This is a genomic window from Mesobacillus sp. AQ2, from assembly GCF_030122805.1.
In the GTDB taxonomy this organism is placed as follows: domain Bacteria; phylum Bacillota; class Bacilli; order Bacillales; family Cytobacillaceae; genus Mesobacillus; species Mesobacillus oceanisediminis_A.
In genome coordinates this window covers 427637-453517 of the sequence record NZ_CP126080.1, presented here as the reverse complement: position 1 = coordinate 453517, position 25881 = coordinate 427637, and the positions used below count along the sequence as shown (strand labels likewise).

The following is a 25881-nucleotide window of genomic DNA, read 5'->3' as shown; positions in this document are numbered from 1 at the left end:
ATTGAAAAGGATTGTTAAGAATTGTGAACCTCTTTGATCATCCATACCTGTTCTTCCCACTGTTTGAATCCAATAGCGGTTAATAACTCTAATAACTCAGCATCTTCTTCTGGCGTATTGACCGTCGTCTTTTTGAATGACCGGTCCAGCGGCGAGAAAGAGTGCTTCAGCAGCGTTTTCATCACATCAGCCCGGTCTTCACGGGCTTCTGCCACTTCCAGCTGCAGCAGCCCGATGTTTGCCACTTCTCCCTCTTTATAAAACTTTTTAAAAAGAGAGTAACCGGCAATCTCGTTCTGTTCATCACGCAGGATGACCGCATTTCCACCGTTGACATTATCCTTGTGGTTTTGCCAAGGAGTTTTATTGCGGTAAAAATGGATCTGACTCAATTCATTTGGTGCCACATGCTCGACTTGATAGTTAGGAGTGGCATCCAAAGTACCTGCTGGAAATGGCTCATTGTACTGGAGGAATTTCAGCTTTTTCACCAGCCTAAAACCAAGAGATTGATATAGTTGAATGGCATCTTCATTTCTTGAGATCGCCTCGAGAGTTGCGTACTTCACCTTATTCTCACGGTAAATATCCAATGCCGCATTCATCAACTGCTTTCCGATACCTTTTCCCCGCAGCTCCTTCGCGATCCCGGTCCCTCCATTCCAGGCAATCACTTCACCATTAATCTTCTTGATGCCGCTCAGCACAATCCCGGCAGGCCTGCCTTCATAGTAAGCAATCACCGAGTGCTCCGGAGAAATACCATCTAGCCCAAAACGGTTCGCGAATGTCTCTATCGTTTTCGACTGGTCGTAAAAATAACCCTCAAACCCTCGATTATAGGCTTCCACCCCGTCTTTTAACGGACAATCACTCAGTCTTTTGATCTCAACTTTCATGAAGAATCTCCTCTTTTCTTTATAAAATAAACCGACTGTTTAGTTTATTTTATGCTTTGTTTTCATAAAATTGCAAAAACTTTTTTCGACAGTATCCAAACTTTTATGCTTTACAAAAAGGGATGTCTACATCCAGGGAGGAACATGGCTCTATTCAGCCGAAGGAAAACTCTTGTGGAAGCATATCGATGAATCACCAGAAGATCACGCAAAATCGATGAAGTTTTGGAGCAAATAAAAAAACGCTGATCAGCCTGCTGCGATCAGCGTTTCTTCTCGTCTTTTTTATCAGATGCTTCTTCAAATAGTTGAGAAAGATAACCTTTAAGCTCAAAACCTTCTTCATTCATAAACTCAGTGATTTGTTTCATTGTAATCTACCTCCGTTTTAATTTGTTGTTAGAAATAGTATTCCCAATCTAGCAAACTTTTAATCAGCCAAAGATTGGCAGTCTATTATTTTAGACGGATAATAGTTAGAAAAGTTGCATAAAATTTAGAAAAAAGAGGGCTGAATCAATGCCCTCTCACTTATTTAACTTCCACATGCTGTAATTGAGCTGAAGAGCGTACGACACCCAGGCAATATAAGGCAGCATCAACCTGCCTGCTATTTTATCCTTTTGATAGTATTGATAGGTTGTCAACGTAATCATACCGAGCAGCAATCCGATCTCCGCAAAAGCCGTCCCGCGCAGATTCCACTTAAAAAACAAGAAAGACCAGAGAAAGTTCAATCCGAGCTGGATATCATAAAGGGTTTCCGCCGCAGCCGTCGGTTCCTTTTTCATCGAAACCCGGTAATTAGCAAGTCCCATCGTAGCATACAGACCGGTCCACATAACCGGAAACACCCACGACGGAGGCGCATAATCAGGCTGCCTCAGCTTCCTGTATTTCTCCTTCGCATTCCGCGTCGCAAGCATCCCTGTTACCATGCCGCCAACCACCGGAATCAATATCTCCTTCACTAATTTTCCCTTGTCGACTCTTCCATTCACCGATAACACACTCATCTTTGTTTCTCACCTTCCTTTTTCTTACTTTTACCTAATGCTAGAGAAAAAAACATTTGAATGTGCAAAAATAAATGGTGGTTTGATGACTATTTTGACAGCCTTTCTCCTTGAGACCTTGTCCCTGTCTTAATTACAGGCTTTTCTTGACAGCTTTTCTCCTTGAGGCCTTATACATGTCAAGATTCCAGGCTTTTCTTGACAGCTTTACTGCTTGAGACCTTAAACCTGTCAAAATTACGGGCTTTTCTTGACAACTTTTCGCCTTGAGGCCTTAAACCTGTCTTAATTACAGTTTTTTTTTGACAGCTTTTCTCCTTGTGACCTTATACCTGTCAAGATTCCGGGCTTTTCTTGACAGCTTTTCCCCTTGAGACCTTGTACCTGTCTTAATTACAGGCTTATCTTGACAGCTTATCTCCTTGTGACCTTATACCTGTCAGGATTCCGGGCTTTTCTTGACAACTTTTCTCCTTGAGACCTTGTCCCTGTCTTAATTACAGGCTTATCTTGACAGCTTTTCTCCTTGAGACCTTGTACCTGTCTTAATTACAGGCTTATCTTGACAGCTTTTCTCCTTGTGACCTTAAACCTGTCAGGATTCCGGACTTTCCTTGACAGCTTTTCTCCTTGAGGCCTTAAACCTGTCTTAATTACGGGCTTTTCTTGACAGCTTTTCTCCTTGAGGCCTTTAACCTGTCAAAATTGCAGGCCATTCTTGACAGCTTTTCTCCTTAAAATCTCAAACCTGTCATAATACCGCTTTTACCTTGACAGCTTTTCCTCCGATTATCCTCAAACTTGTCCAAAGGCAATACTATAAAAAAAACGCCAGCCAAATGGCTGACGCTATCTCCAATCTTCCTATTTCACAAACACATAAGGGTTGCCGCTGAGGGATTTTCTAATCTCTGGAGTAAGAGTGACGCTGACTTCCTGCGGGTTTGCAGAACTAGTAACCTGTTTTTTTTCTCCGATCCCATCGTAGAACATTGGCTCTGTAGGCATTTCTTGTCCCCCTATAATCGTTTTGTTGACATGAGTACGATTAACCATGACAGTTGCCTCATGTTTGATGCCGTTTACTGCTTTTTGACAAGCTCCCGATACTAAGCCCGCAGTTTGCCGTCACCATACAGCGGCTTGCTTTTCAATAGTCTTTGATAACATTGCTGGGACAGCCGCCTGAAGCACAACCCGAATAGAGCTTTGTGCCTATATATATTTTATAACATATATACTCGACTAATGTATAGAAAATTCTAACTATTAAGACTGCATTATTGTTCCTTCCCTCTATACCACCTAAAAAGGGAAGCATGAACACCATGCTTCCTCTCAATTACTCCCCGGCACTAAGCCACATTTCCATCGCCAGCTCGAGTTCGTTATTAAGCTGCTGCTTCCTGCTGTACAACTGATCCAACTCGACATAATCCTGTTGAACACCCATCACCAGATCAAGCTCCGAAATTTCTTTTTCCAGGCTTTCGATTTTCTTTAAGAGCTTTGCATCCGGTCCCGCTTTCGCAGGATGCGGCTCTTTCTTCTTTAAAACAGGAACCTGCTCGGCTACGGCCTGCTCCCTTTTATAATCATCGTAATTCCCCTCATAGCTCTTCAAGCCAAAGTCCTCGACCGCAATCACGCGCTCTCCGATTTTATTGATAAAATAGCGGTCGTGTGAAATGAAGAAAATCGTGCCTTTGAAATCCTCAAGAGCGGCCTCAAGGGTTTCAATCGAATCAATATCCAGATGGTTCGTCGGCTCATCGAGGATCAGCAAATTGATATCCTGGAACATCAGCATTGCCAGCTTCAGCCTGATCCGCTCGCCCCCTGAAAGGATTTTCACTTTTTTGAAGACACTCTTTTTATAAAACATGAACTTCGCCAGGTACTCGCGCGCTTTTCCCTCGACAATCGAGATATCCTCCCGGAAGCATTCAAGCACGGTCAGCTCTTCGTTTGCAAACACAATCTTCTGAGGCAGATAGGCAGCCATTACATTCGCTCCCAATTCAACCATACCTGCATCAGGCCGTTCCTTGCCGAGAAGCATCTTAAGGAACGTCGTCTTTCCGCTCCCATTCGGGCCAACGAGACCCACTCGTTCACCATAATGGACCATCAAATCAGCACCATTAAAAATCACCTTATCCTCATACCGCTTAGAAACACCAACCGCCTTGATCGTTTCATTCCCGGACCTCATCGTTTCGTTAAAATGAAGCCTCATGTTGCGTCGCTCAAAAACCGGCTTATCAATGCGCTCCAGCTTATCAAGATTCTTCTGGATGCTTGCCGCGCGCCTGAAAAATTTGTTATTGTCCGCCCTCAGCGCCCAGTCACGCAGGCTCGTCACCTGCTTCTCCATTTTATTGACCTTCTTTTGCTGCTCGCGGAACTGCTCATATTGCACCCGCATATTTTCTTCCTTTTGGCTGATAAAACTTGAATAGTTTCCCCTGTAGCAGATGGTCTCCATGTCTTCGATCTCGACGATTTTGTTCACAACGTTATCGAGGAAATACCGGTCATGCGAAACAATCAGCACGATGGCTTTATAATTTTTCAAAAAGCCCTCCAGCCATTCGATCGATTCCATATCAAGATGGTTGGTCGGCTCATCGAGAAGCAGGATATCCGGCTGGTGAACCAGGATTTTCCCGAGACCAACAGTCGTTTTCTCCCCGCCGCTCAGCAAATCGAAATCCCTCTGTAAAAAGTCCTCGGAAAACTTTAGCCCGGTACAAACCTTGCTCAGCTTCTCCTCCTGTTCGTACCCGCCTCTTGCTTCATATAAATTCACAAGATCACTATATTTATTGAGCGCTTTTTCCAGAGCCGCCTCTTCCAAGACCTGCATCTGCCCCTCTAGCTCGCGCATCTGTTTTTCAATCCCGTGGACCTCTTCAAAGGCAAGGTTCAGCACATCGATCACTTTCAAGCCAGCCGGATATGAAGGCATTTGCTCCAGGTAAGCAAATGAGGCTCCCCGCGGGCGATGAATCAGCCCCTCATCATATCCCGGGCTCGAGGTCTGCGGATAGCCTGGATAATAATGCATCCTCTCGATCCCGGCAATCACTTTAAGAACTGTGCTTTTGCCGCTGCCATTCGCGCCAACGATCCCGACCTTATCCCCTTCAAAAGCTTCCAATGTAAAACTGTTCACGACCAGCGTCGCTTCCATATATTTTTTTATTCCATGCACTTTCAGTTCTAACATACAAATTCCTTCTTTCATCCATAATGAAGCTACGCTTTTTATGGACAGCACAAAGAAGAACTTATCTACTATTCAATTTTTGACTCACACAGCTTTCCCGCTGCCAAAATAAAAAAGACTGCAGAAATCCCTACAGTCTTGAATCAACATCTTCAGCAGGCCAAAATAAGCCATGCGAAAATACACCTATCCCGATTCAGTAAAGTAAGTTTTCTTCTAATTGCCGTAATTCCATAAAGAGCATAACGAAATAAACCTATGCAAATAGGCTTTGTACACTCAATACAAAATTCTTATTAATAAAATTAATAATCAGCAATTAGATGTTGGTTCCATAAACTTACTTTCCCTCCTAAACCATTTGCTTTATTATCTCAGCTTTGCATAATTTTGTAAATGTAGTATTTTTCACACTTCTTCTTTCATTAGGACAGGCATAGGATGATAGAAAACTTGTCCTTCAGAAAGGATTCCGTGTTATGTTACCGTTTCGAACCAGGCTTACTGCTTCTTTTTATGCTTTACTATCAGTCAGTTTTTGGGGAGTTTCCTTTGTTTCTGCGAAAGCCGTTCTCGGAAAGCTTGACCCCTATTCCCTGTTGGTGCTTCGCTTTGGCATCGGTGCTTTGTTTCTGCTGATGATTTTGCTGCTCAATCGTTCCCGGCTCCGTATTTCGATTGGTTACATCCCTCATCTGGTTGTCCTCGGGATTCTGGGTGTGTTCATTCATCAGGTCCTGCAGGCAACGTCTTTGTTGACGATCAATGCCTCTTCTGCCGGATGGCTGATTTCGTTCTCACCGATTTTCACCGTCCTTCTTTCAGTGTTATTTTTGCATGAAAAGATGGATTTAAAAAAAGCGCTTGGAATGCTGGTGGCAATCTCAGGCGTTTTTATCGTCACGACCACCCGAAGCGGTCATTCGTTCGAATTCGCCCTTAACATCGGCTTCATCCTGATGATCATTAGTACGCTGAACTGGGCAGTATATTCGATCCTTTTAAAAAAGCTGCAAATCCCCTATCCCGCTCTCGTTGTTACATTCTACATGAGCTTGATCGGCTTCATTCTCACTCTCCCTTTTATGGTCCGGAACAAAGGCTGGGAGTCGATTCCTCTGCTGACACAGACAGAGTGGGCCCACCTTTTGTTCCTCGGGATATTCGTTTCTGGAATTGGGTATTGGTATTGGGGAAAGGCGCTTGAGGTATTGGATGCATCAAGGGTATCTATTTTCATTTACCTTGAACCGCTGGTCACCCTGATTGCGGCCATTATTCTTTTACATGAAAAATTTATCCTCATAAGTGCGGCCGGCGGAATCATAATTATGATAGGAGTGGCCATTGTCAATGGCGGTCTTGCACGTTTAGTAGCGAGTGTCATTTTTAAAAAATGAAGAAGGTGGGAGTGCCCATGAATTTGAATCATAAGGCAAGGAATGTGTTAGATTCTTTAAAGAATCCTTCCAGGCAAGAGATGAAGGAAGCGCTGGCTAAAATCAATATGACGATTGAAGAGTTGGAGACATTCCTTGAATCGCCATCCGGAAAGCCTTATTACCGCAAGCTTCTGTACAAAAGTGAGGATGTCGAGCTGCTTGTGATGAACTGGTCGGATTTAGAATGTGCTCCCCATGACCACGGCGATTCCCATGGTTGGATCCACGTCCTGAACGGGACTTCCATCAACTACGTCTACGAAGTCAAGAACAGCAAGCTTCCGAAGGAGTTGTTCAAGGAGTACCATCATCGAGATCAGCTTTTTTTCGCGCCTAAAAATGGTGTCCATAAAATGCAGGGTGATGGTACAGAGGGACTCGTTACCCTCCATCTCTATTCCCCGCCAATCAGCGGAATGAAAGTCTACGACCTCGAAAAATGCGCAGCCTGTGTTGTTTCAGATGATTGCGGAGCATGGTGGCCAGATGAACAGCACCAAAAACTGAAAGAAATCAAGCTAAAAAAAGAAGCATAGGGACGCTGAACTGCACCACGTCCCCATGCTTTCCTTATTCCCTATTCTTCAAGGTCAGGCCTTTCAGGAAATTACGGGCGAACTTATCACCGCATTCACGGTAATTCTTATGCCCTTCCTTCCGCAAAATCGCTCCAAGCTCGCCTTTGGAAACCCGGACACCGGCAAGATCGAAAAGCTCAAGGATGTCCTCGCTCGTCAGCGACAGGGCAATTTTCACCTTCTTTAACAGCTGGTTATTCACACTTTCCCCAGTCAAAGGCGGAGCACCCGTTTCCCCAGGCCGTTTCCCTCTTTTAAACGTAACCAGGCCATTCAAGAACTGCTCCATCATCGCATTGTTGACCCTTATGTAATCCTCGGGCAGTTCATCGTACTCATCTTCATCCACTTTCTTCAGCATCAGCTGCACATCTTCTTTCCTCATGTCCACGCCGCCAAGCCTGAACATCTCCGCCATATCGGTATCCTTGATATCCAGGGCGTAACGTAAACGGATCAATATATCATTGTTTAGCATTGGAAGTCCTCCTATAGCTTGCCTCATCACTAGTATTGTTCAATTGTAGCATATTTACTTCATGTGCTGGAAAGTAGGATAAAAACGGTTTTGCAGCCAAAGAAGCATAGGAACGGACTTTTCCCCTCTCAAAAAGAAGCACAGGTACTTATTTATTCATGTCTTAAAACGGAAAAAACAGCTTCCCTGATTTCTTTATAACCTGTGCAGCGGCATATGTTTGATTCGAGCCAGTCTTTTATTTCAGCTTCGTCTGCCCCTGGTTTTTTATTGACGAGTCCATGGCAGTTCATCAGAAATCCGGATGTACAGTAGCCGCATTGAAAGCCAAATTTTTCAATAAAAGCTCTCTGAATCGGTGTGTCTTCAAGACCTTCAATGGTGGTGATTTCTTTCCCCTCTGCTTCGACGGCGAGCATCAGACAGGATTTCATTGGAACGCCATCTGCCAGTATCGTGCAGGCTCCGCAATCGCCATTCAAGCATCCAGGCTTTGCACCTGTTAGCCCAAGTCTTACTCTGATGACATACAACAGCGTATCAGCTGGTCTAATAGTCAGGTTATTTTCATCGTTGTTAACTATGAGCGAAACACTAGTAACTGCATCATTGGACATATTAATCACCCTCCAACTGCCTGAATCGCATCAATAATCGTATTTTTCAACACAAATAAGCGGTACTCTGCTGAACCCTCCACATCATTCAGGACAGGTCCAGGGACGAATGGCATTGCTTTCTCTGCTCTCTCCTCAACTGAGAGGGCCAAGTCATTCAGCACAAGCTCCATTTCTTTTGAACGGAACGGGAATGGACAGACTCCGCTGAATGCCATCCTGATTTCATCTTCTATTTTAATGGCGGCTACTGTCACAAGCGGATAGCCAATGTTCCATTGTTTCCGTCTTTTAATGCTTACATATGGTTTGGTTAAATACTTCTTTTCAATCAGGATCGAAAAAATAAATTCTTCTTCGTTTAATTGGATTTCACCATTAAAAATATTATTGATCGGCTTATAGACGATTCCTTCCGCTCCGGCAATTACACAAATGCACTCTGAAACTAGCAGGGGCAAAATCGCTTCCCGGTAAAAAATCTGACCGCATATATTTCCCGCAAGAGTGATTTTATTGCGTGCGGTCCTGTCTGCAATCCCGCTGACTGTTTTGCCGAGCAGCGGAAATTGATTGGACTCTTCAATGGAGGTCAAGGTCGCTCCTCCTCCAATGACTAAATAATTCTCGTGGAGGAATAGAGCAGAATAGTCAGGAATTCCTTTTAAGTCAATCGCCGCATCAGTATAGACAAGATTTAATCTTCCTAAAGTAATCAACTCGGTTCCGCCTGAAAAGTACATTGGCTTTTTCTTATCCCTTCTCAAATCCTGAAAAATCCTGACAGCCTCCTGAAACGTTTGTGGTTTAACATATTCAAAATTAAATGGGATCATTGCTTTACACCTTCACGCATGCGCCATAATTGTTCCGGAATTAGCGGAAGATGCTGCAGCTGAACACCAAGTCCCACAGATAAACAATTCGCCAGCGCCGCAGGCATTCCCAGCAATCCATGCTCACCGGCTCCTCTAGCCCCGTATGGTGCCGCAAGATGAGGGGTTTCGATGAAGTCGATGATATAATCAGGTTCCTCACCATAACGAAGTGGCCGATAGGTCCGAAGCTGCGGATTCAGTACTCTGCCATACTCATCAAATACAAATGTTTCCCTTCCCGCGAATGCAATACCCATGCTCATCGCCCCCATTACCTGGCCTAAAGCAGCTTTTTCATTCATTACTTTACCTATGTCAATCACAGAATAGGCTTTCAGGATCCGGTAAGTATAGTCACGGGTATCCAGCTCCACTTCGATTCCCTGGGCTGCTACTGTCCATTCGGGTCCCGGGTTTCCTTTCCCCGTTTCCCGATCCAAATAGGTGATCCGGGTTAATGTATAGGTACCAGTGGCGATGATCTGTCCTCCAAGTGTGTTTCCGGCCGGATACTTATATCCATAAGCTAAATCCTTTATTTCCAGGCTGATAGTCGGATTATCGATAAAATACACCTTCTCATTGGCGACCTCCAGATCCACAGCAGGAACTCTTAAAACACAGGCCGCACGCTCCTTGAGCTGCCGGATTGCATCCTCCGCCGCCTCGAGAACTGCCCTCCCTGCCATGAAGACCCCCCGGCTACCGACCGTCTTCCAATGTTCAGGTGTGGTTTGAGTATCAACGAGCATTTTCACATGGATCCTGTTTATATCCATCTTCATCCGTTCAGCCAGTATCTGCGCAAGCACAGTTTTCGTCCCCGTTCCAATTTCCACCACACCGGACATCAGGTTAATGCTTCCGTCAGAGTTAAAAGTAAGGAGCACACCGGAGGATGCATCGGTATCAAAGGTCGATGTTTTCCAGATGCAGCATGCTCCCTTCACTCTGATTCTTCGGCTATCTATTTGAATCCGCTGCCCCTCTTGCCAATTCATCAATTCCCGCAATCGATGGATGCATTCAGGCAGGTTGCCGACCGTGCTTGAAGTAAGCTGAACCTGTGTTGGCGTGGTATCTCCAGGAAGGATCGAATTTATATAGCGCAGCTCAAGCGGATCCATCGATAATTTTTCAGCCAGTACATCCATTGTCCGTTCAAAGGCAAACAGTACTTCAGAATGGCTATAGCCCCGATAGGCCCCGGCATAAGGGTGGTTAGTATAAATACAGTAAGAGTTGCACCATATATTTTCGATCTCATATGGACCCGTACAATCCACCGCTCCTGCTCGGCTTATGTCCACTGCTTTGTCGGAATAGGCACCGCCATCGAACAGGAATTGGATTTGCGCCGCCTTCAGCTTTCCATCGCTTGTCGCACCTAATTTTACAGTTGCGTCAAGCCCGATATGTACGGGTGAAGTAATCATATCCTCTTCTCTTGTGTTGACAAGTTTGACAGGGCGACCGCTGACTGCTTTTGAAGCTAAGTAAGCAAGCACCTCTAATTGGACCGAGGCTTTCCCGCCATAGGCACCGCCGACGAATGGCGTATTGACGATGACTTTACCAGGCTCAATTCCAAAATACCAATCCATTAGTTTTTTTATGGCATAAGGAGCCTGGGTTGAAGCCATAAAAACGACTGTTCCGTCCGGACGGATTTCGGCTATTGTACTCCGGGTTTCCATCGCTGCATGGTCGGATGGGCTGAAGGATATGGCGAACTCGGCAACCACATCGCTTTCGCCAAAACCCTTTTCTATGTTTCCTTTTCGTATTTTGTTCAGATTTGCAATATTAGTATTGGGAACAGGGTAAACACCCGGCATCTTTTCATAGCTTGCGATATTTTCATGGACAAGGGGGGCATCCTTTTTGATTGCTTCTGTCGGGGAATTGACAACTGGAAGAGGCTCATAGGTAACTCTGATTGCATCCACAGCCATTTTCGCACTAACGGGCGTCTCAGCGACCACCAACGCAACAGGCTCGCCGTGATATCTCACCTTCTTGCAGGCGAGTGGGGGTCTGTCCTTAATTTCCTCCCCTGCCAGAGGATATGGTTCGCCACCTAATATCGCTTTTACTCCGGGGATTTTCCAGGCTTCCGAAAAATCGATCGAAATAATCGTGGCATGGGCATACGGACTAATCAGCATTTTTGCGTGCAACGTTCGCGGAGATCCAAAATCACCGGTATATTTTGCCGCTCCCGTTACTTTTTCATATGCGTCCTTGCGAATGACACTCTTCCCAATATACTCCAACTAAACTCCCCCCTTTGTTCATTCCAAGGCTTGCAAAGTAAAATAATCCTCTTCAGTATCCACATCGAAAAAAAGCAGCGGCTCATGGAAATCAATAATTTTGCCTTTAGTAAAAAGCTCCCCACGGATGATGTTCCTTGCTCCTTGATCCCCCTTCAATTTTTGGAGATACGGAAAGCATTCGGAAGAAAACAACACCGGCGGCATAGGAATCTGCCCCTTCCCCGCCGCTATATAAAAACAGCCGGGCTCTGTTTTATACGACTCTATTAAATTATTTATTACCTCTCTATTAATAAAAGGCTGGTCTGCCAGAAGGATCATGACAGCATTCGCTTTTGCTTCAAGGGCTTTCTTCAGGCCGCATTGAATCGAGAATCCCTGGCCTTCGCTCGCATGGAGACAATCCACTCGGCTCCATTTATCAGGTAGTGACTTGCACTGAAGCCAGTCAAGCGAATCCTCCGTTCTTGTCACCACAATTATATGGTCGAGATGCGACTCCAAAGCTTCTTTCAGGGCAATGGACCCTAAAGGAAGCTGATGATAAGGCAAGTACCGTTTGTCCCTGCCCATGCGTCTGCTTTCGCCAGCTGCCAGATAGATTCCGATAATGTTCATGAATCAGCCTTCCCCGTTGTCCTCATTTTTCCGATCATCTCAGCCACTATGCTGACGGCTATTTCCTCAGGACCCTCTGCCCCGATCGTAAGTCCAACTGGTGAGGAAACATGATTAGGGATACGCTCACTTCCTAATAGTCGCTGCGTACGTTTCCGGGAACCTAACACACCTAAATAAAACAACGGTTTGTTCAGCAACCGCGAAAGGATATATTGATCTTTTTGGAATTGATGGGTCATCACCACCACAAAATCCTTTTCAGTAAAACTGAGGGTTTTCATAACTTCTTCCGGAGGACCTACAATAAGTTCCTTTGCCTCCGGGAAACTATCATGATGGCAAAAAGCAGGGCGCCAATCAATCACACAAACTTCAAAGCCAGTACGTGACGCCAATGAAACTAGCGGTTTCGCATCCTTTCCTGCCCCAAAGACATATAACAGCGGCTTCGGGGCGATTTCATGAATGAAAAATAAATCGGAGTCATGCTTGCTCCTAATTAAGCCATTTTTTAGATCGTAAGGATGGACTCCTTCATCAATGGCTTCAAAAAACTCGCCGATTCCGAAGTTTGAACCATCTTCAACCGCATAGAAGTCTTCCAATTGCTCGAGGCTTTTGGTGAAGCGGGTGATTCTGGCTACTTTCTGTTTTTCCTCCAGTCTATTTTTTAACAACAGAAGGTTTTGCCGCAATTCTCCTGCCACAGGCTCCAATAAAACCGTGATCACCCCATTGCAGCCTGCTCCCTGACCCCATGACGAATCGTCTTCAGCGCTCAAATCATATTCAACGGTACATGTTCGCCCTTCACACCAGACTTGTTTCGCTCTTTCATTAAGATCCTCTTCCAGGCAGCCTGCTGTCAATGTTCCTACTGTCCGATTGTTATCCAGTATCAGCATCATGGATCCTTCCTTCTTATAGGCGGACCCTTTTACAAGAATAATAGTCGCGAGCACCATAGGCTGTTGATCGGAACAACCGATTGTTTCCAAAATCCGATATAGATCCTCCACGAGTTCCCCCCACTTTATATACACATCTCTATATGAATATTCTGCATCACAAAATTTTATATTAATTCTTTTAAGAAATTCCTGGTTGCGACATAGAATGATCCCTTAAATCCCTCGTGGGAAACCTGCGGTAATGCCTGCAATTCGGAATTAAGCACATTATACAGGGTTGCTTGTTCTGTTTTGTCCCACTTATCCGCCTCAATTTGAAGGGAATTCCCAAGATTCTTGAAATGCTTGCTGAAATTCTTTATTTGCCTTCCCATATCCGCTTGCTCTTCAGGCATTAAAAGGAGCTCTTTCTCCCAATTTTTAAAAGTACCGGTGACTGTAGATAGATAGGTATGTGCTTTCTCTAGCTTTTTCATTTCTGATTGGCATCTGGAAATGTTGAATTTATGCTTTTTTCCAAAAGGATTGAACTTCAGGCTTTTGGAGGCGCTCTTCAACAAGGTCTTGGCGGTGCTTAGCTCTTGCTGGAATTGGTTTATGCTGTTCTCGACTTCAGTCGATTTCCCCTGTCCCCATTCAAATTCAATCCAGTGCGAAACTTCCGCAAATATGTCTGATATCTGCCGTGTCAGTCTTCCAACGGACGCAGCTGCCTGTTTTGTGTAATCCGGAGGATAGAAAAACATGTGAATCAATAAAGCAATCACTGCCCCAACAATGGTATCTACAATCCGGTCCATCGCATAATCCTTTGAATTCCGTTCAAAAACGAAAATAAATAAAATCGTGAGGGCTACCTGATGCAATACCGTTTCATCACGCCTCAGCCATTTTGCGATGAATGTCCCACCTAACATCAATAGCCCCAGCATCCAGCCATTCATGCTTAAACGGCTGACAAGGTATACGGTTTTTATGACACCAATCACTGTCCCGATAACACGGTGAATCGAAAAAAAGATCGATTGATAGACGGTCGTCTGTAAGCATAAAACAACGGAAAGCGGCGCCAGGTAAGGGTGATCTGAGCCAACCAGCTTGGCTACCTCCCAGGAAATTGCCGAGGCAATAGCCATTTTCCAAATCAAAACGGTTTTATTTTCTAATTCTTTTAGTTGCATGCCATCATTCTCTCATTCGTTTTTCCGTTATTTTTCTATTTTCCATAGGTTCTTATACAGAGGAGGAAAGTCACTTTCTTATCAATTTGAAATTTCATTTAACAAGTGGAAAACTTTTCGAAAATCAGCTCGTCATTTTTCGTCACCCAGATGCCAGCATCATGAGTCATGGGCACAAAAAAGCCATGATCAGAATCATGGCTTTTTCCGTAAAATATATTTCTGGTAATTTTCCAAGGTCATTGCGTTTTCGGCCAAAACTCGGAATAATAGCCAGTTCGAAGCTAAAGGCTCTATTATATGCACTAGATACCAGGACCAATAGCCACCTCTAAAGCTCATCAAACCCATTTTCATCCGATGTTTTCGTGTACTGTCTTGATTTTTGCTCAAAGAAATCGGTCTTGCCAAGGTCTACCTCCTGATAAGCGATGATCCATCTTAGCGGATTGGTGCGATGTCCTTCGAATGGCGCTGCAAATCCCAGCTGTTCTGCCCGTTTGTTGGCCATGAATTTTATATAAGCCTCCACGTCTGACATCAGCAGGCCATCGATATTGTTGCCGATAATATATTCAGCCCATTCAATCTCCAGCCGGGCAGCTTCCCGGAAGGCTGCAGTCCCAAACTCCCTCAATGATTGTGAGTCATACTTAGGGTTTTCACGGAGAATCTCTTTGAAAATCTTCTCAAATAATCCTACATGGAGCTGTTCATCACGGTTGATGTAGTTGATCATCGTGCTGGTGCCGACCATTTTCTGATTCCGCGCCAGATTATAAAAGAAGGCGAATCCCGAGTAGAAGAACAGGCCTTCAAGGATGACGTCATAAACGATGGAATGCAGCAGATTCTCGACATCAGGATTTTCAGCAAAATCCTTATACCCATCTGTTATAAACTCATTCCGCTTGCGCAGGATTGGTTCTGTCCTCCAATAGTCGAAGACTTCCTCTTGTTTCGATTTGGATACGATGCTTGACAGCACATAGCTGTAGGAATGATTATGGATCACTTCCTGCTGCGCCAGGATGATCATCAGCGCATTTAGACTAGAGTCGGTCAGGTAATCAGCCACCTTGCCGGCATAGTCTGTCTGAATGCTGTCAAGGAGGGCCAGAAGCCCAATTATTTTTAAAAAGGCGTCCCTTTCCTTTTCAGACAGCTGGGAAAATTGCTTGATATCCTTTGACATATTGATCTCAAAAGGGGTCCAGAAATTCCCCAGCATTCGCTTGTATTTTGGATATGCCCATGGAAAGCGGACATCATCCCAATTCAGGATATTTGAACTTTGCCCATTTATAATCCCTGTCGAAGCATTCGGTGCCCCAACATCTACAAGTGATCTTTTCTTTAATTGGGTCATGATTTTCCCTCCTCCCTTAGCTATGGCAGCTTTCACATTCATCAAAATCACTGCTCGACGTGGAGCGGACATAATATGTCGTCTTCAGCCCTGATTTCCAGGCATCCATATGCAGGTCCAGCAGCGCTTTTGCCTTGATTGTATTTTTCACATAAAAATTAAATGAAATCGATTGGTCGATATGGCGCTGGCGCCGCGCATTCTGTTTGATGCTCCAATGCTGGTCAACATTGTAGGCCGTCTTGTAAAACCACATTGTTTCTGCTGATAGATCAGGTGCAGTCACTGGAATCTTGTAATCTTTCTTTTCCTCAGAATATTCGAGCCTGAAAATTGGATCAATACTTGCTGTCGAACCCGCCAGAATCGATGTTGAAGAGTTAGGTGCCACCGCCATCAGGTAACCGTTCCGGATGCCATTCTGCTTTACCTCTTCGGCTAAATCATCCCATCTTTCACCGTTGTACTGTCTCTTCTCGAAAAACTGTCCTGTCGACCAATCGGAACCTTCAAAATAAGGATATGCCCCTTTTCCTTTTGCCAGCTCAAGGCTTGCGCTGATGGTTAAGCAGGCAATCTCTTCATAGAGGGCATCACAATATTCTGCCGCCTCTTCGCTTTCCCATTTGATTCCTTTCAGAGCCAGAAGATGATGCCAGCCGAATGTTCCCAGACCGATTCCCCGATAATTCTTGTTGGTTATTTGTGCCTGCAGCACAGGGATTTCATTGATATCGATGACATTATCCAGCATCCTGACTTGAATATTGATCACTCGTTCAAGTACATCATCCATTACACTTTTGGCAAGGGAAATCGAGGACAGGTTGCAGACGACAAAATCACCCGGCTTTTTATAAATTAAAATTCTTCCGTCCTCGATTGTTTCTTCTTCAAGGAGAGTTGGGCTCATGTTCTGGGTGATTTCCGTGCATAGGTTGCTGCAGTAAATCATCCCTTTATGGTGATTGGCATTCAGCCTGTTGACCTGATCCCTGTAAAACATGTAAGGCGTGCCGGTTTCTAGCTGAGAGACCATGATCGATTTAAAGATTTCAATTGCCGGCACCACTTCACGTGACAACCCTGGATGGTTGACGCATGCCCAATACTTTTCCCGGAATGAACCTGCACCCTTTTCCTCATCAAAATGATCTTCAAGCGAAAATCCCATTACCCGCCTTACTTCATGTGGATCAAACAGATACCAGTCGCCCCGTTTTTCTACCTGTTCCATAAATAAATCAGGAATGCAAATGCCTGTGAATATATCATGGGTCCGCTGGCGCTCGTCACCATTGTTCAGCTTTGCATCAAGGAACGGGAAGATATCTTTATGCCAGACATCAAGGTAAACAGCAATTGCACCCTGCCGCTGCCCTAATTGATCGACCGAAACCGCGGTGTTATTCAGCTGTTTCATCCACGGGATCACTCCGGAACTGATTCCTTTGAAACCTTTGATATCACTGCCGCGGCTTCTGATTTTGCCCAGGTACACGCCTATGCCGCCGCCATTCTTGCTCAAGGTTGAGATATCCGTGTTGGAATCATAGATGCTTCTTAAATCATCCGCTACCGTATCAATAAAGCAGCTCGACAGCTGGCCATAGCTTTTGCCAGCATTCGCAAGTGTCGGTGTTGCTACGGTCATATAGAGATTGGACAGCGCCCAGTATGCCTCCTCTACCAATCCAAGCCGCTTTTCCATCGGTTCTTCTGCCAGCAAGGTCATCGCGATGATCATGAATCTCTCCTGCGGCAGCTCCGCAAAATCGCCTTTTTGAGTGCGTGCAAGATACCTTTCCGCCATCGTGGCAAGCCCTATGTAGGTAAATAATTTGTCTCTCTCGGGATCGATCACTTTTTCAAGATATTCGATTTCTTCCTGGGAATAAGCCTTTACTATTCGGCTATCATAAATCCCAATTCCTATCAGTCTATTGATTAAATCATAGAAGGATCCATAACCAACTCCTTCCCGAAATCCTGCACTAAGCTTGTACAATTTCTTCAAGTAAAAGCGTGCTGCCACATAGGTCCAGTCAGGTTCAATACGGCCGATTCGTTCGACTGCTGTCAAAATTAACATGTTCTCGAGTTGATCGTCTGTCATATTCTTGGCTTCAAGGACCTGGTCGACCTTTTCTTTGAATGGTGAAAAATTTAATTGAGGGAACGATTGTTCAATTTCTGCAATCCGTTTGGCTGAATGATCATCCTTTACTTGAATTTTCATCGATGACTCCTCCTGCTTGTTTACTTTTTTTCTTTTCCAGCCTATGCTGCTTTCTCATGTCCGCCGTGTTGAACAGCTCCCATTCTTCAATACTTTCCGGAATGACCCCGGCGACCGGAACGGGCACACCTTTTTCATCCTTTGCCACCATGGTTAAAATCGAGGTGGTCGTCAAAGTCTTTTTACGCGTATTCAAGTTCTCGCTTTCCACTTTCACGAACACTTCCATCGACGTCCTCCCTGTTGAAATCACCACAGCTTCAAGCGTTAAGATATCGCCCACTACTGCCGATGACAGGAAATTCACTGAGTCAATCGAAGCCGTAACAACTGCCATCCTGCTGTGCTTCATCGCTGCAATCGCTGCGATTTCATCAATATAGGACAACACGGTGCCGCCAAAAATCGTTCCAAGATGATTCGTGTCCGGAGGCAAAACCAGCCGGTTCTGCAAAGTCCTGGACACATTTGTAGATAATCCTTCCATTCCTGACCTCCTGTTTGAAAAATGCTCCCTGAAAATGAGAAAAACCCATCTCGAAAGATGGGTTTAAGTAACGTTGATCAATTAACACCTCATATGTATCTGCAAAACTACATGAGCCTATCAATTTATCCCCGTAATACCTTCCCAATTCCCGAAGAAGATAACACGCATAAATATGGCAGGTCTCCTGACTTGTGCTTCACCCTACTTTAAGGCCTTCCCATCCATTTTTAAGACAGTGGTTCATCCTTATTTCGTCAGCACTTACAGTTGCGGGAACAGTTCTGGACTTTCACCAGATTCCCTATTAAGTCTTGTTCAGACACCATACTTACCGGCAATTTCAATATTTAGTTATATTAATCTCTTTCCAACACAATATATCGTGTTATGAATTGATAGTAAATCATCTCTGAGGGTTTTTCAACTATTTTCATAACAGCACGCCAATTATGAGTGTGGTCGATATATTGCGAAATGTGGTCGATAAATCTTTAAATGTGGTCGATAAAATCAAAAATCCGCTGATATATTTGGAAATATGGCCGATATAATTAAATTTTCGCCAATAAATTGAAACGCTGATGCTTGGAACATAACCCCGCAAGCGGAGAATCCCATGGGGGCCGGCCACGCTCAACCTGAATTCGCTTATTATCAATAAATTTAATCAAACGTTTGATTAAACATTACGGGCACAAAAAAAATCCACAAGAAGAAGTCTTTTGTGGATTTAAGTTTTGGCCATGCCTCGAGCGCACTTATTCAATCATCTCGGATATTGTTCACCTACCAAAGATTCTATTTCGCATTCTCATCAGGTTGATGAATTCCGAAGACATTTCCTTCAGTATCGTTATAATATCCTTGCCACGCCATTCCAGGGAGGGCATATTTCGGTATTGACACATTGCCGCCGTTTTCGAGAATTTTCGCTTCAGTTTCATCATAGTTTTCTACTCCCATTGTGCATGCAAATCCATTTAATGCTTGGTTAGCTTCTGGAGGAGCACTCTGCCGCTGCATTAATGCACCATTGATTCCAGGCTCTTTTTCATCGCCAGTCACAGCACCGAAGTATGGCATTCCTGCATATTCACTCCAATCTTGAAATGACCATCCGAATACCTCTCCATAAAACTTCTTAGCCCGATCCATATCACTCACATGAATTTCAAAATGAACTAATCTACCCATGATAACCTCCTGAATAAAAATTAGATGCTATTTATGTATATCGTGAGGACAAACTTATCTCCCTTTATTATAGGATATCCAAACAAATATATTCAATATTTTTAAAAATCTAACTTTTTATTCATCACCATGTATTGGCAAAACGGTAGAATCCTTAATTTCCCTCAAAGCAAGGCTTGTTTGTATCCTGGTGACCCCCAGCTCATTCAGCTTTCTAATAAATATCTCCAGGCCTTTGCGATCCTTGCAGGCAACCTTTAGCAGATAATCATACTCGCCTGATAAGCAATGACACTCGAGGACTTCCTTCATTGCTTCCAATGAACCTTCCAGTGATGCGAGCTTTTCAGCCTGGTGCATATTGGTGCTTATAAATACAAAGCATAGCAAATCAAAACCAAGCTTCTCATGATTTAAAATCGCGACCTGCTTTTTGATATATCCTTCAGACTCCAATCTCTTGATTCTTGCATGAACCGCCGGTGCCGATAAATTCACACGCTTTGACAGTTCAAGATTGCTTAGCTGTGCATCCTTTTGCAGTAAATCCAAAATTCTAATATCCACATTGTCCAAAACTTTGCTGACAATCGACTCCATGACTCATCACCCTTTTCAATTATTCAAAAAACAGATCTAACCACTATTCGAAAATGAATTTTTTAAACTAAAAACCTATATTACTTTCATTTATTTCAAATAATATAAATTATACAAAATATCATTATGTTTTTTAACTAAAATGTTAAAATAATTCATATGAACAATGTCATTGTGCACAATGGCTCTTTTAGAAGGGGAGCTAAATGACGTGAAATATTATATCTTATTGCTACTGACCAGCTTTCTTTGGGGCGGTAATTTTATCGTGGGAAAAACGCTAGTTGAGCATGCTTCCCCTGCCACCCTGACCATCCTAAGATGGGCTATTGCAATCATCTTCCTGATCCCGCTTGTCTGGCGGATAGAAAAAAAGCTGATTCCTCCAAAGGAATCGATCCTCCCGTTATTTTTGATGGGGGTCACTGGCGTGGCCTTGTTTCAGGCATTGCAATTCATGGCCCTGGAAAAGACGTCGGCTACCAACGTCGGTTTAATATCGACGTTAAACATGTTTTCAATTGCTGCATTCTCTTTCTTTTTTCTAAAGGAAAAAATAAACTCTCTTCAGGTCCTTTCAATGGTCGTCTCATTATTTGGCGTTTTGCTTGTTCTTTCAAAAGGAAATTTCGAGTCATTGTTTGCCTTGAAGGTCAACACTGGGGATATCTATATGCTGGCAGCAGTGGGCATGTGGGGAATGTATTCGGTCTTTAGCAAATGGGCGATGGCATCCGTTACACCGATGATGTCCACCCTTTATTCTGGCATTTTCGGTTTGCTGGTCCTTCTGCCTTTTACGATTTCAGATTTCACAGTCACAAACGTAAATGCATCATTCATCCAATCTATTTTATATACAGGCCTGATCTCCACAGTCCTTTGCATGGTCCTATGGAATATCGGGGTAAATAAACTCGGCCCAAGTGCCGCCGGGCTGTTTCTGAATTTCAACCCAGTATTCACAGCTGTTTTAGCCTTTGCTTTTTTGGGTGAAAAAATGACATGGACCCAGGGCGCCGGCAGTATCATCGTCATCGCAGGCTGCTTCTTATTTACCTTTTTGAAAAACAAGCCTGCTCCTTTAAAAGAAAAGCAGCTGGCAATTTCTAGACCTATTTTAGCTGGAGAGCCAATCAAGCAAAGAAATTAACAAAGAACAGCCTTATCCATAACCGAATAAGGCTTTTTTATGTTTCTGGATTCCATAATGAGTTGGTCGATATATTGCGAAATGTGGTCGATATAATCTTAAATGTGGCCGATAAAATCAAAAATCCGCTGATATATTTTAAAATGTGGTCGATATATTGGAATTTTCGCCAATAACATGAATTAGTGAGGCGCCCGGACATGCTTTTTGCCTCTATTTCGAGGCTAACCCCGATCTCGTTGTCATGTATCGCAGACTTTTTATGTTTTCTCCATGTAAATTAATCCGTTTGAGCGCCATAAATCAAAATAGACTCCCCATGCCCAAACACCCCTATAGGTGTTTTCCCTCAGACTTACACTGCTCCTTGTCAAAATTTGTTCAAGACTTTTTGACAGAATTGTGATGGTGTCTCCAGATGTGAGGTTCGTCACAACTGATGTGTGATATAAATGGTTTATTAATCTTGTAAACACTCATATCACATATGGAGGAATTAAAATGGCTCGCATAAATACATGGAACCCTGAAGACGATCGTTTCTGGCAATCTGAAGGAAAAAAACATGCCCAACGTAACTTATGGATTTCGGTACCTTCCTTGATGCTCGCATTCATTGTCTGGCAAATCTGGTCTGTGGTTGCAATTCGCCTTAATGATATTGGTTTTAATTTTACTGATCAACAGCTTTTCGCATTGGCAGCCATGCCTGGTCTTGTTGGTGCCACGCTGCGCTTTGTGTACACATTTGGAGTAGGAATGATGGGCGGACGCAACTGGACAGTCCTGACAACTGCAGTGCTCGCAATTCCGGCTGTCGGCATCGGCTTCGCGGTGCAGAATCCTGACACACCTTACTCAGTGATGCTTTTACTCGCTGCACTGTGCGGCCTGGGTGGCGGTAACTTTTCAAGTTCTTCATCCAACATCAGTTTCTTTTTCCCGAAAAAAGCACGTGGAACGGCGCTCGGCATCAATGGCGGTTTAGGCAACATGGGTGTATCTGTCGTTCAATTCGTAACACCATTAATCATTACAACTGGAACATTCGCTTTCATCGCTGGTGATGGACAGAAATTGTCTAACGGTCAGGAAGTATGGCTTCAAAACGCAGCATTCATCTGGCTGATCCCAATCGCCATCGTCACAATCGCTGCATGGTTCGGCATGGATAACCTGCCTGGCACAAAGCAATCATTCGCTGATCAATTCGTCATTGTAAAAAGAAAGCACACTTGGATCATGACATGGCTTTACGTTGCAACATTCGGATCTTTCATCGGTTACTCAGCGGCATTCCCGCTTTTATTGAAAACACAGTTCCCTGAATATATCTCACTTGCCTTCCTTGGCGCCTTCCTTGCTGCAGGTGCACGCCCTATCGGCGGATGGATGGCTGATAAGATGGGCGGAGCCAAGCTGACATCCATCGTCCTTGTTGTGATGATGGCTGGTGCTGGAAGCGTCATTTACTTCCTTGGCACGAAGCAATTCGGCGGCTTCCTGGCTTCATTCATGGTTCTGTTCATCGCTTCTGGCATCGGTTCTGGTTCAACATTCCAGATGATTCCTGGAATCTTTATTCCGAAAGAAGCGGCTCCAGTACTCGGCTTTACGGCAGCATTCGCAGCGTACGGATCCTTCCTGATTCCAAAGCTGTTCGGCTGGTCCGTAAAAATTTCCGGAGGATATGTACCAGCATTCTCCATCTTCATCGGCTTCTATGTGATTTCAATCGTCCTCAACTGGTACTACTACCAGAGGAAAGAATCTGTGGCCGTATTTGAAGCACAAAAGACAACAGCGTAAATTTGAAAGCCTCTCCCATAATGCGGGGAGGCTTTTTACCATATTTTATGTTTTAAAACTAAGAAACTTGGGTATATAGAACTATACAGATAGAGAGGATGATTATTTTTCCAAAGGGGGAGATTAAGCTGCTCACACTTTTTCTATTCCAAAGGGAACTGATCCAACTGAAAATTGAATATCAATTAAGTGCCGACACAGTCATCAAACAGCAAATTCTTAAAGACATTGCGCTCCTGACAGAAGCAATAAATGAAATGAAAGAGATGTTGGAAGCAAAACGCTCCATGCATTATGCCGATGATATATAGCAAAAAGAAACCGTATTTTGCACGGTTTCTTTTCTTTATTATTCTTCTGCTGATTTTTCAATTGGCGCAGGTTTGCCAAAAAAGTACCCCTGGAACAGCTGATATCCTTTTTCCTTTAGCCACTCAAAATCTTCCGCAGATTCAATTCCTTCCGCAAGCGGAACAGATCCCAGTTTCTTCGCTTCAGTTAAGAATGCAGAAGCAGTCCGCTGCTTTTGAAGATTTGCAGCCACTCCCTGTACATACTTCATATCTAGTTTCATATAATGCGGCTGCAGGTCGGAAAGCAGCTCCAATGTGCTGTACCCTTCACCCACATCATCAAGCGCGTAACGGAAACCTTTTTCTTTGTAAAAAGTGAGGATTCTTTTCAGATGATCCGTATCCTCGACATTTTCTGTTTCAACGACTTCAAAAACAAGCCGTCCCGGATCGACTCCCAGTCGGTCAGCCAGCATCGTCGTCGACTTCAGGCAGAATTCTGGAGAATAAATCGATGTCGGAATAAAATTGATGAACGCCTTCTTATCCGTAAATGAGGCGGCCCTGACGGCGGCCATACGGCAAATCCGATCAAGAGCATACAACCGGTCACGCTTTTTGGCAGCTCTGAAAATTGCACCAGGATAAATCACCGAACCATCCTCTCGGTAAAATCTGGCTAGCATCTCATGGGCGTAAACCTTGCCTCCAGCATCAACTATCGGTTGGGCATGGCAAGTAACCAGCTCTTTTCGGATAACCTCGTCGATCCATTCACTTTCGAGGATTTCTTCTGCTTCCGAGAGAAGCCTCCATTTTTCTTCATCCAGCCGAAAAAACACCTTGCCCGGCTCCATATGATCATGGCAAAAATCAAGGAAATCCCTCATCCCTGCTTCGCTAACAACCAGTGAACCCCCTTCCGACCGCACCAGTTCACCGTTACGCTCCATGTGACGAACCACTTCAGGAAAAATGGTAACATTCTGCTCCCCTTCTACCCTTATCTCAAACTGTAAATTTCTAACCACACACGCATTGCAACTCATAGTATATAGCGTCCTCTCAAGTTAGGTAATTCTTACTATATCACTGTGTTAATAATAGGTAAATTTAATAGTTAAATTAAACCAGATTTCTGCTGAGGCATGGTCCTGTTCCACTAACTACAGTTGCGCAAACAAAAAAGCGCCTCATCCGTTTTATCGGAAAAGGCACGCTTTCGTTTTATATCTATCGTTACAGTTTATTCTCATCAACCAGTTTCATCAAAACAGATGCCGCTCGCTCCGCTGACAGAAGAGCTCCTTCAAGATGCCCGCCATGACCAGGCGCTGTCTCAGTACCTGCAAAAATAACCCTCTTGCCCCACGAACTTATTCCTGCCGGGAGGCCATAGTCCGGAAAGCTGGTCAACGGAGGAAGATCTTGTTCCACTGCTGTTTGAGGATCACCTGCCCAATCTTTATACAGGAAAGCCATCGGTTTTTCAGCCGACGGGCCAAAAAGACGTGTCAATTGGTCAATGACAAGATAATGTAAATGTTCTTCACCAAGTTCTTGCCGAATTTTTGCCGGAATGCCGAAAAAGCCAAAAAGTGCGCCGTACCCTGTTTCTGGCGATGCATCATGGATCTCCTGCAAAGGACCAGACCAGCTGGTGACCTGGCCGGAAAGACCGTCTTCCCTCCAGAATGGACGGTCATAAATCGCAACCGCTTTGGCCTGGCCCGCCATCCATGTGCGCTTGTCTTTCATGCTCGCTAAAATTCCATCTGGAAGAGAAGGTGAAAAGTCGATCCTTTCAGCGATGATCCGAGGCGGCAATGCCAGGATTACCGCTCCAGCATGAATGCTCTTCTTTTTCCCTGTAAGTTCTTCCGCTTCAATTGTCACTTGATCATCGAGTTGGATAGCCGTAACCCGTGTATTCAGCTCGATCGTGCCCGAAGGAAGCGTGGATGCGATGGCATCAATAAGGGATTGGATACCGCCAGCCAGACGCACAGACCTCTCAACAGCACCTTCTGGCAAAACATGCCGCTGGATGGGGCCAGTTTTCGATTGCTCATAAAGCATTTCGCCCGAAGTATACTGTTCAGTAGTTGACAATCCAAGTTCTTTGACCAAATTAGTGATGACAGGTTCATGATCCGGCCAGAACCAGGTAGGACCCAGATCAAACTTGCCAAGCTCCGGCATGTCCTGGGCCTCCATGCTCAAAACCCTGCCTCCAATTCGATCACGCGCCTCCAACACCCGGCAGCTGATTCCATTAGATTGAAGCAAAGCAGCAGCACGAAGCCCAGCCAGGCCCGCTCCGACAATGACGACCGGTTCATTCATAGTGGTTCCCTCCAGTAATTAACACTTGTTCGGATTCGGGTACAGATTCGGAAATTTCTCCCGCTCTTAACGTTGATTTTGTCCGAAGTTGACCCAGGTTCGGACGTTTCTCCGGCTCTTCCCGTTGACTTTGTCCGAAGTTGACCCGGGTTGGACATTTCTCCGGCTTTTCTTGATGACTTTGTCCGAAGTCAGACCAGGTTCGGACATTTCACGAACTCTTTACGATGATTTTGTCCGAAGTCAGACCAGGTTC

23 protein-coding genes and 1 riboswitch are annotated in these 25881 nt (G+C 44.4%); of the genes, 5 read left to right on the top strand and 18 right to left on the bottom strand.

What is annotated here, in order from left to right; all coding sequences use genetic code 11:
- Positions 1-14: 14 nt before the first annotated feature.
- The 4 genes from QNH36_RS02270 to abc-f all read right to left on the bottom strand — a co-directional run bounded on the left by QNH36_RS02270 (position 15) and on the right by abc-f (position 5147).
- Entirely contained in the window at positions 15-899 is an 885-nt protein-coding gene (locus QNH36_RS02270) for a GNAT family N-acetyltransferase (protein ID WP_283904579.1), read from the bottom strand.
- A 527-nt stretch (positions 900-1426) separates the two neighbouring features.
- Positions 1427-1915, bottom strand: coding sequence for a TspO/MBR family protein (locus tag QNH36_RS02265; RefSeq protein ID WP_283904578.1), 489 nt, complete (start codon positions 1913-1915; stop codon positions 1427-1429).
- Positions 1916-2779: 864 nt separating this feature from the next.
- On the bottom strand, positions 2780-2923 hold the full coding sequence (locus tag QNH36_RS02260) for a hypothetical protein (protein WP_283904577.1): 144 nt from the start codon (positions 2921-2923) through the stop codon (positions 2780-2782).
- Positions 2924-3257: 334 nt separating this feature from the next.
- Complete coding sequence (gene abc-f, locus QNH36_RS02255) at positions 3258-5147, bottom strand: ribosomal protection-like ABC-F family protein (protein WP_283904576.1); 1890 nt, start codon at positions 5145-5147, stop codon at positions 3258-3260.
- A gap of 479 nt (positions 5148-5626) precedes the next feature.
- Between abc-f and QNH36_RS02250 the strand changes: the two genes are divergently transcribed.
- A complete protein-coding gene (locus QNH36_RS02250; protein ID WP_283904575.1) occupies positions 5627-6547 on the top strand; it encodes a DMT family transporter in 921 nt (306 codons plus the stop codon).
- 17 nt (positions 6548-6564) lie between these two features.
- Positions 6565-7125, top strand: coding sequence for a cysteine dioxygenase (locus QNH36_RS02245; RefSeq protein ID WP_283904574.1), 561 nt, complete (start codon positions 6565-6567; stop codon positions 7123-7125).
- A 34-nt stretch (positions 7126-7159) separates the two neighbouring features.
- Here QNH36_RS02245 and QNH36_RS02240 read toward each other — a convergent pair whose 3' ends face one another.
- From QNH36_RS02240 to QNH36_RS02185, 12 genes are all read right to left on the bottom strand, one after another.
- A complete protein-coding gene (locus tag QNH36_RS02240) occupies positions 7160-7645 on the bottom strand; it encodes a YehS family protein (RefSeq protein WP_283904573.1) in 486 nt (161 codons plus the stop codon).
- 152 nt (positions 7646-7797) lie between these two features.
- Positions 7798-8262, bottom strand: coding sequence for a (2Fe-2S)-binding protein (locus QNH36_RS02235; protein ID WP_144480271.1), 465 nt, complete (start codon positions 8260-8262; stop codon positions 7798-7800).
- 5 nt (positions 8263-8267) lie between these two features.
- Positions 8268-9098, bottom strand: a complete 831-nt coding sequence (locus tag QNH36_RS02230) for an FAD binding domain-containing protein (RefSeq protein WP_144480273.1) — start codon at positions 9096-9098, stop codon at positions 8268-8270.
- Positions 9095-11416 (bottom strand): xanthine dehydrogenase family protein molybdopterin-binding subunit, encoded by a 2322-nt coding sequence (locus QNH36_RS02225; RefSeq protein ID WP_283904572.1) that lies wholly within the window; start codon positions 11414-11416, stop codon positions 9095-9097. Before QNH36_RS02225 ends, QNH36_RS02230 begins: the two co-directional genes overlap by 4 nt.
- An 18-nt stretch (positions 11417-11434) precedes the next feature.
- A complete protein-coding gene (locus QNH36_RS02220; protein ID WP_283904571.1) occupies positions 11435-12037 on the bottom strand; it encodes an NTP transferase domain-containing protein in 603 nt (200 codons plus the stop codon).
- Complete coding sequence (locus tag QNH36_RS02215) at positions 12034-13059, bottom strand: XdhC family protein (protein ID WP_283904570.1); 1026 nt, start codon at positions 13057-13059, stop codon at positions 12034-12036. Before QNH36_RS02215 ends, QNH36_RS02220 begins: the two co-directional genes overlap by 4 nt.
- A gap of 56 nt (positions 13060-13115) precedes the next feature.
- Positions 13116-14132, bottom strand: a complete 1017-nt coding sequence (locus QNH36_RS02210; protein WP_283904569.1) for an FUSC family protein — start codon at positions 14130-14132, stop codon at positions 13116-13118.
- Between the two features lie 331 nt (positions 14133-14463).
- Positions 14464-15501: a ribonucleotide-diphosphate reductase subunit beta gene (locus tag QNH36_RS02205; protein ID WP_285848121.1), complete on the bottom strand. Its 1038-nt coding sequence runs from the start codon at positions 15499-15501 to the stop codon at positions 14464-14466.
- 16 nt (positions 15502-15517) lie between these two features.
- Positions 15518-17740 carry a ribonucleoside-diphosphate reductase subunit alpha gene (locus QNH36_RS02200; RefSeq protein ID WP_283904568.1) on the bottom strand — a complete coding sequence of 741 codons (2223 nt, stop codon included), beginning with the start codon at positions 17738-17740 and terminating at the stop codon, positions 15518-15520.
- Positions 17718-18227, bottom strand: a complete 510-nt coding sequence (locus tag QNH36_RS02195; RefSeq protein WP_283904567.1) for an acyl-CoA thioesterase — start codon at positions 18225-18227, stop codon at positions 17718-17720. The genes QNH36_RS02200 and QNH36_RS02195 overlap by 23 nt, the downstream gene beginning before the upstream one ends.
- Positions 18228-18387: 160 nt before the next feature.
- A riboswitch (cobalamin riboswitch) is annotated at positions 18388-18572 on the bottom strand.
- A 456-nt stretch (positions 18573-19028) separates the two neighbouring features.
- Positions 19029-19424: a VOC family protein gene (locus QNH36_RS02190; protein ID WP_251544559.1), complete on the bottom strand. Its 396-nt coding sequence runs from the start codon at positions 19422-19424 to the stop codon at positions 19029-19031.
- A gap of 117 nt (positions 19425-19541) precedes the next feature.
- A complete protein-coding gene (locus QNH36_RS02185; protein WP_283904566.1) occupies positions 19542-20024 on the bottom strand; it encodes an Lrp/AsnC family transcriptional regulator in 483 nt (160 codons plus the stop codon).
- Positions 20025-20235: 211 nt separating this feature from the next.
- On the opposite strand from QNH36_RS02185, the gene QNH36_RS02180 reads away from it, so the two are divergent.
- The 3 genes from QNH36_RS02180 to QNH36_RS02170 all read left to right on the top strand — a co-directional run bounded on the left by QNH36_RS02180 (position 20236) and on the right by QNH36_RS02170 (position 23297).
- Positions 20236-21177, top strand: coding sequence for a DMT family transporter (locus QNH36_RS02180; protein ID WP_144480292.1), 942 nt, complete (start codon positions 20236-20238; stop codon positions 21175-21177).
- A 501-nt stretch (positions 21178-21678) separates the two neighbouring features.
- Positions 21679-22986, top strand: a complete 1308-nt coding sequence (locus tag QNH36_RS02175) for an MFS transporter (protein WP_251544556.1) — start codon at positions 21679-21681, stop codon at positions 22984-22986.
- A 98-nt stretch (positions 22987-23084) separates the two neighbouring features.
- Complete coding sequence (locus QNH36_RS02170) at positions 23085-23297, top strand: hypothetical protein (RefSeq protein WP_283904565.1); 213 nt, start codon at positions 23085-23087, stop codon at positions 23295-23297.
- Positions 23298-23335: 38 nt separating this feature from the next.
- Here the strand turns inward: QNH36_RS02170 and QNH36_RS02165 are convergent, their stop codons facing one another.
- Together QNH36_RS02165 and QNH36_RS02160 are read right to left on the bottom strand one after the other, a co-directional pair.
- Positions 23336-24232 carry an EAL domain-containing protein gene (locus QNH36_RS02165; protein ID WP_349654836.1) on the bottom strand — a complete coding sequence of 299 codons (897 nt, stop codon included), beginning with the start codon at positions 24230-24232 and terminating at the stop codon, positions 23336-23338.
- 286 nt (positions 24233-24518) lie between these two features.
- Entirely contained in the window at positions 24519-25625 is a 1107-nt protein-coding gene (locus QNH36_RS02160; RefSeq protein ID WP_283904563.1) for a flavin monoamine oxidase family protein, read from the bottom strand.
- Positions 25626-25881: the final 256 nt, after the last annotated feature.

What these genes read in the sequence shown, in the direction of transcription:
- QNH36_RS02270 (WP_283904579.1), bottom strand. Translation starts at nt 899, where the DNA reads ATGAAAGTTGAGATCAAAAGACTGAGTGATTGTCCGTTAAAAGACGGG.
- QNH36_RS02265 (WP_283904578.1), bottom strand. Translation starts at nt 1,915, where the DNA reads ATGAGTGTGTTATCGGTGAATGGAAGAGTCGACAAGGGAAAATTAGTG.
- QNH36_RS02260 (WP_283904577.1), bottom strand. Translation starts at nt 2,923, where the DNA reads ATGCCTACAGAGCCAATGTTCTACGATGGGATCGGAGAAAAAAAACAG.
- abc-f (WP_283904576.1), bottom strand. Translation starts at nt 5,147, where the DNA reads ATGTTAGAACTGAAAGTGCATGGAATAAAAAAATATATGGAAGCGACG.
- QNH36_RS02250 (WP_283904575.1), top strand. Translation starts at nt 5,627, where the DNA reads ATGTTACCGTTTCGAACCAGGCTTACTGCTTCTTTTTATGCTTTACTA.
- QNH36_RS02245 (WP_283904574.1), top strand. Translation starts at nt 6,565, where the DNA reads ATGAATTTGAATCATAAGGCAAGGAATGTGTTAGATTCTTTAAAGAAT.
- QNH36_RS02240 (WP_283904573.1), bottom strand. Translation starts at nt 7,645, where the DNA reads ATGCTAAACAATGATATATTGATCCGTTTACGTTACGCCCTGGATATC.
- QNH36_RS02235 (WP_144480271.1), bottom strand. Translation starts at nt 8,262, where the DNA reads ATGTCCAATGATGCAGTTACTAGTGTTTCGCTCATAGTTAACAACGAT.
- QNH36_RS02230 (WP_144480273.1), bottom strand. Translation starts at nt 9,098, where the DNA reads ATGATCCCATTTAATTTTGAATATGTTAAACCACAAACGTTTCAGGAG.
- QNH36_RS02220 (WP_283904571.1), bottom strand. Translation starts at nt 12,037, where the DNA reads ATGAACATTATCGGAATCTATCTGGCAGCTGGCGAAAGCAGACGCATG.
- QNH36_RS02210 (WP_283904569.1), bottom strand. Translation starts at nt 14,132, where the DNA reads ATGCAACTAAAAGAATTAGAAAATAAAACCGTTTTGATTTGGAAAATG.
- QNH36_RS02205 (WP_285848121.1), bottom strand. Translation starts at nt 15,501, where the DNA reads ATGACCCAATTAAAGAAAAGATCACTTGTAGATGTTGGGGCACCGAAT.
- QNH36_RS02200 (WP_283904568.1), bottom strand. Translation starts at nt 17,740, where the DNA reads ATGAAAATTCAAGTAAAGGATGATCATTCAGCCAAACGGATTGCAGAA.
- QNH36_RS02195 (WP_283904567.1), bottom strand. Translation starts at nt 18,227, where the DNA reads ATGGAAGGATTATCTACAAATGTGTCCAGGACTTTGCAGAACCGGCTG.
- QNH36_RS02190 (WP_251544559.1), bottom strand. Translation starts at nt 19,424, where the DNA reads ATGGGTAGATTAGTTCATTTTGAAATTCATGTGAGTGATATGGATCGG.
- QNH36_RS02185 (WP_283904566.1), bottom strand. Translation starts at nt 20,024, where the DNA reads ATGGAGTCGATTGTCAGCAAAGTTTTGGACAATGTGGATATTAGAATT.
- QNH36_RS02175 (WP_251544556.1), top strand. Translation starts at nt 21,679, where the DNA reads ATGGCTCGCATAAATACATGGAACCCTGAAGACGATCGTTTCTGGCAA.
- QNH36_RS02170 (WP_283904565.1), top strand. Translation starts at nt 23,085, where the DNA reads ATGATTATTTTTCCAAAGGGGGAGATTAAGCTGCTCACACTTTTTCTA.
- QNH36_RS02165 (WP_349654836.1), bottom strand. Translation starts at nt 24,232, where the DNA reads ATGGAGCGTAACGGTGAACTGGTGCGGTCGGAAGGGGGTTCACTGGTT.
- QNH36_RS02160 (WP_283904563.1), bottom strand. Translation starts at nt 25,625, where the DNA reads ATGAATGAACCGGTCGTCATTGTCGGAGCGGGCCTGGCTGGGCTTCGT.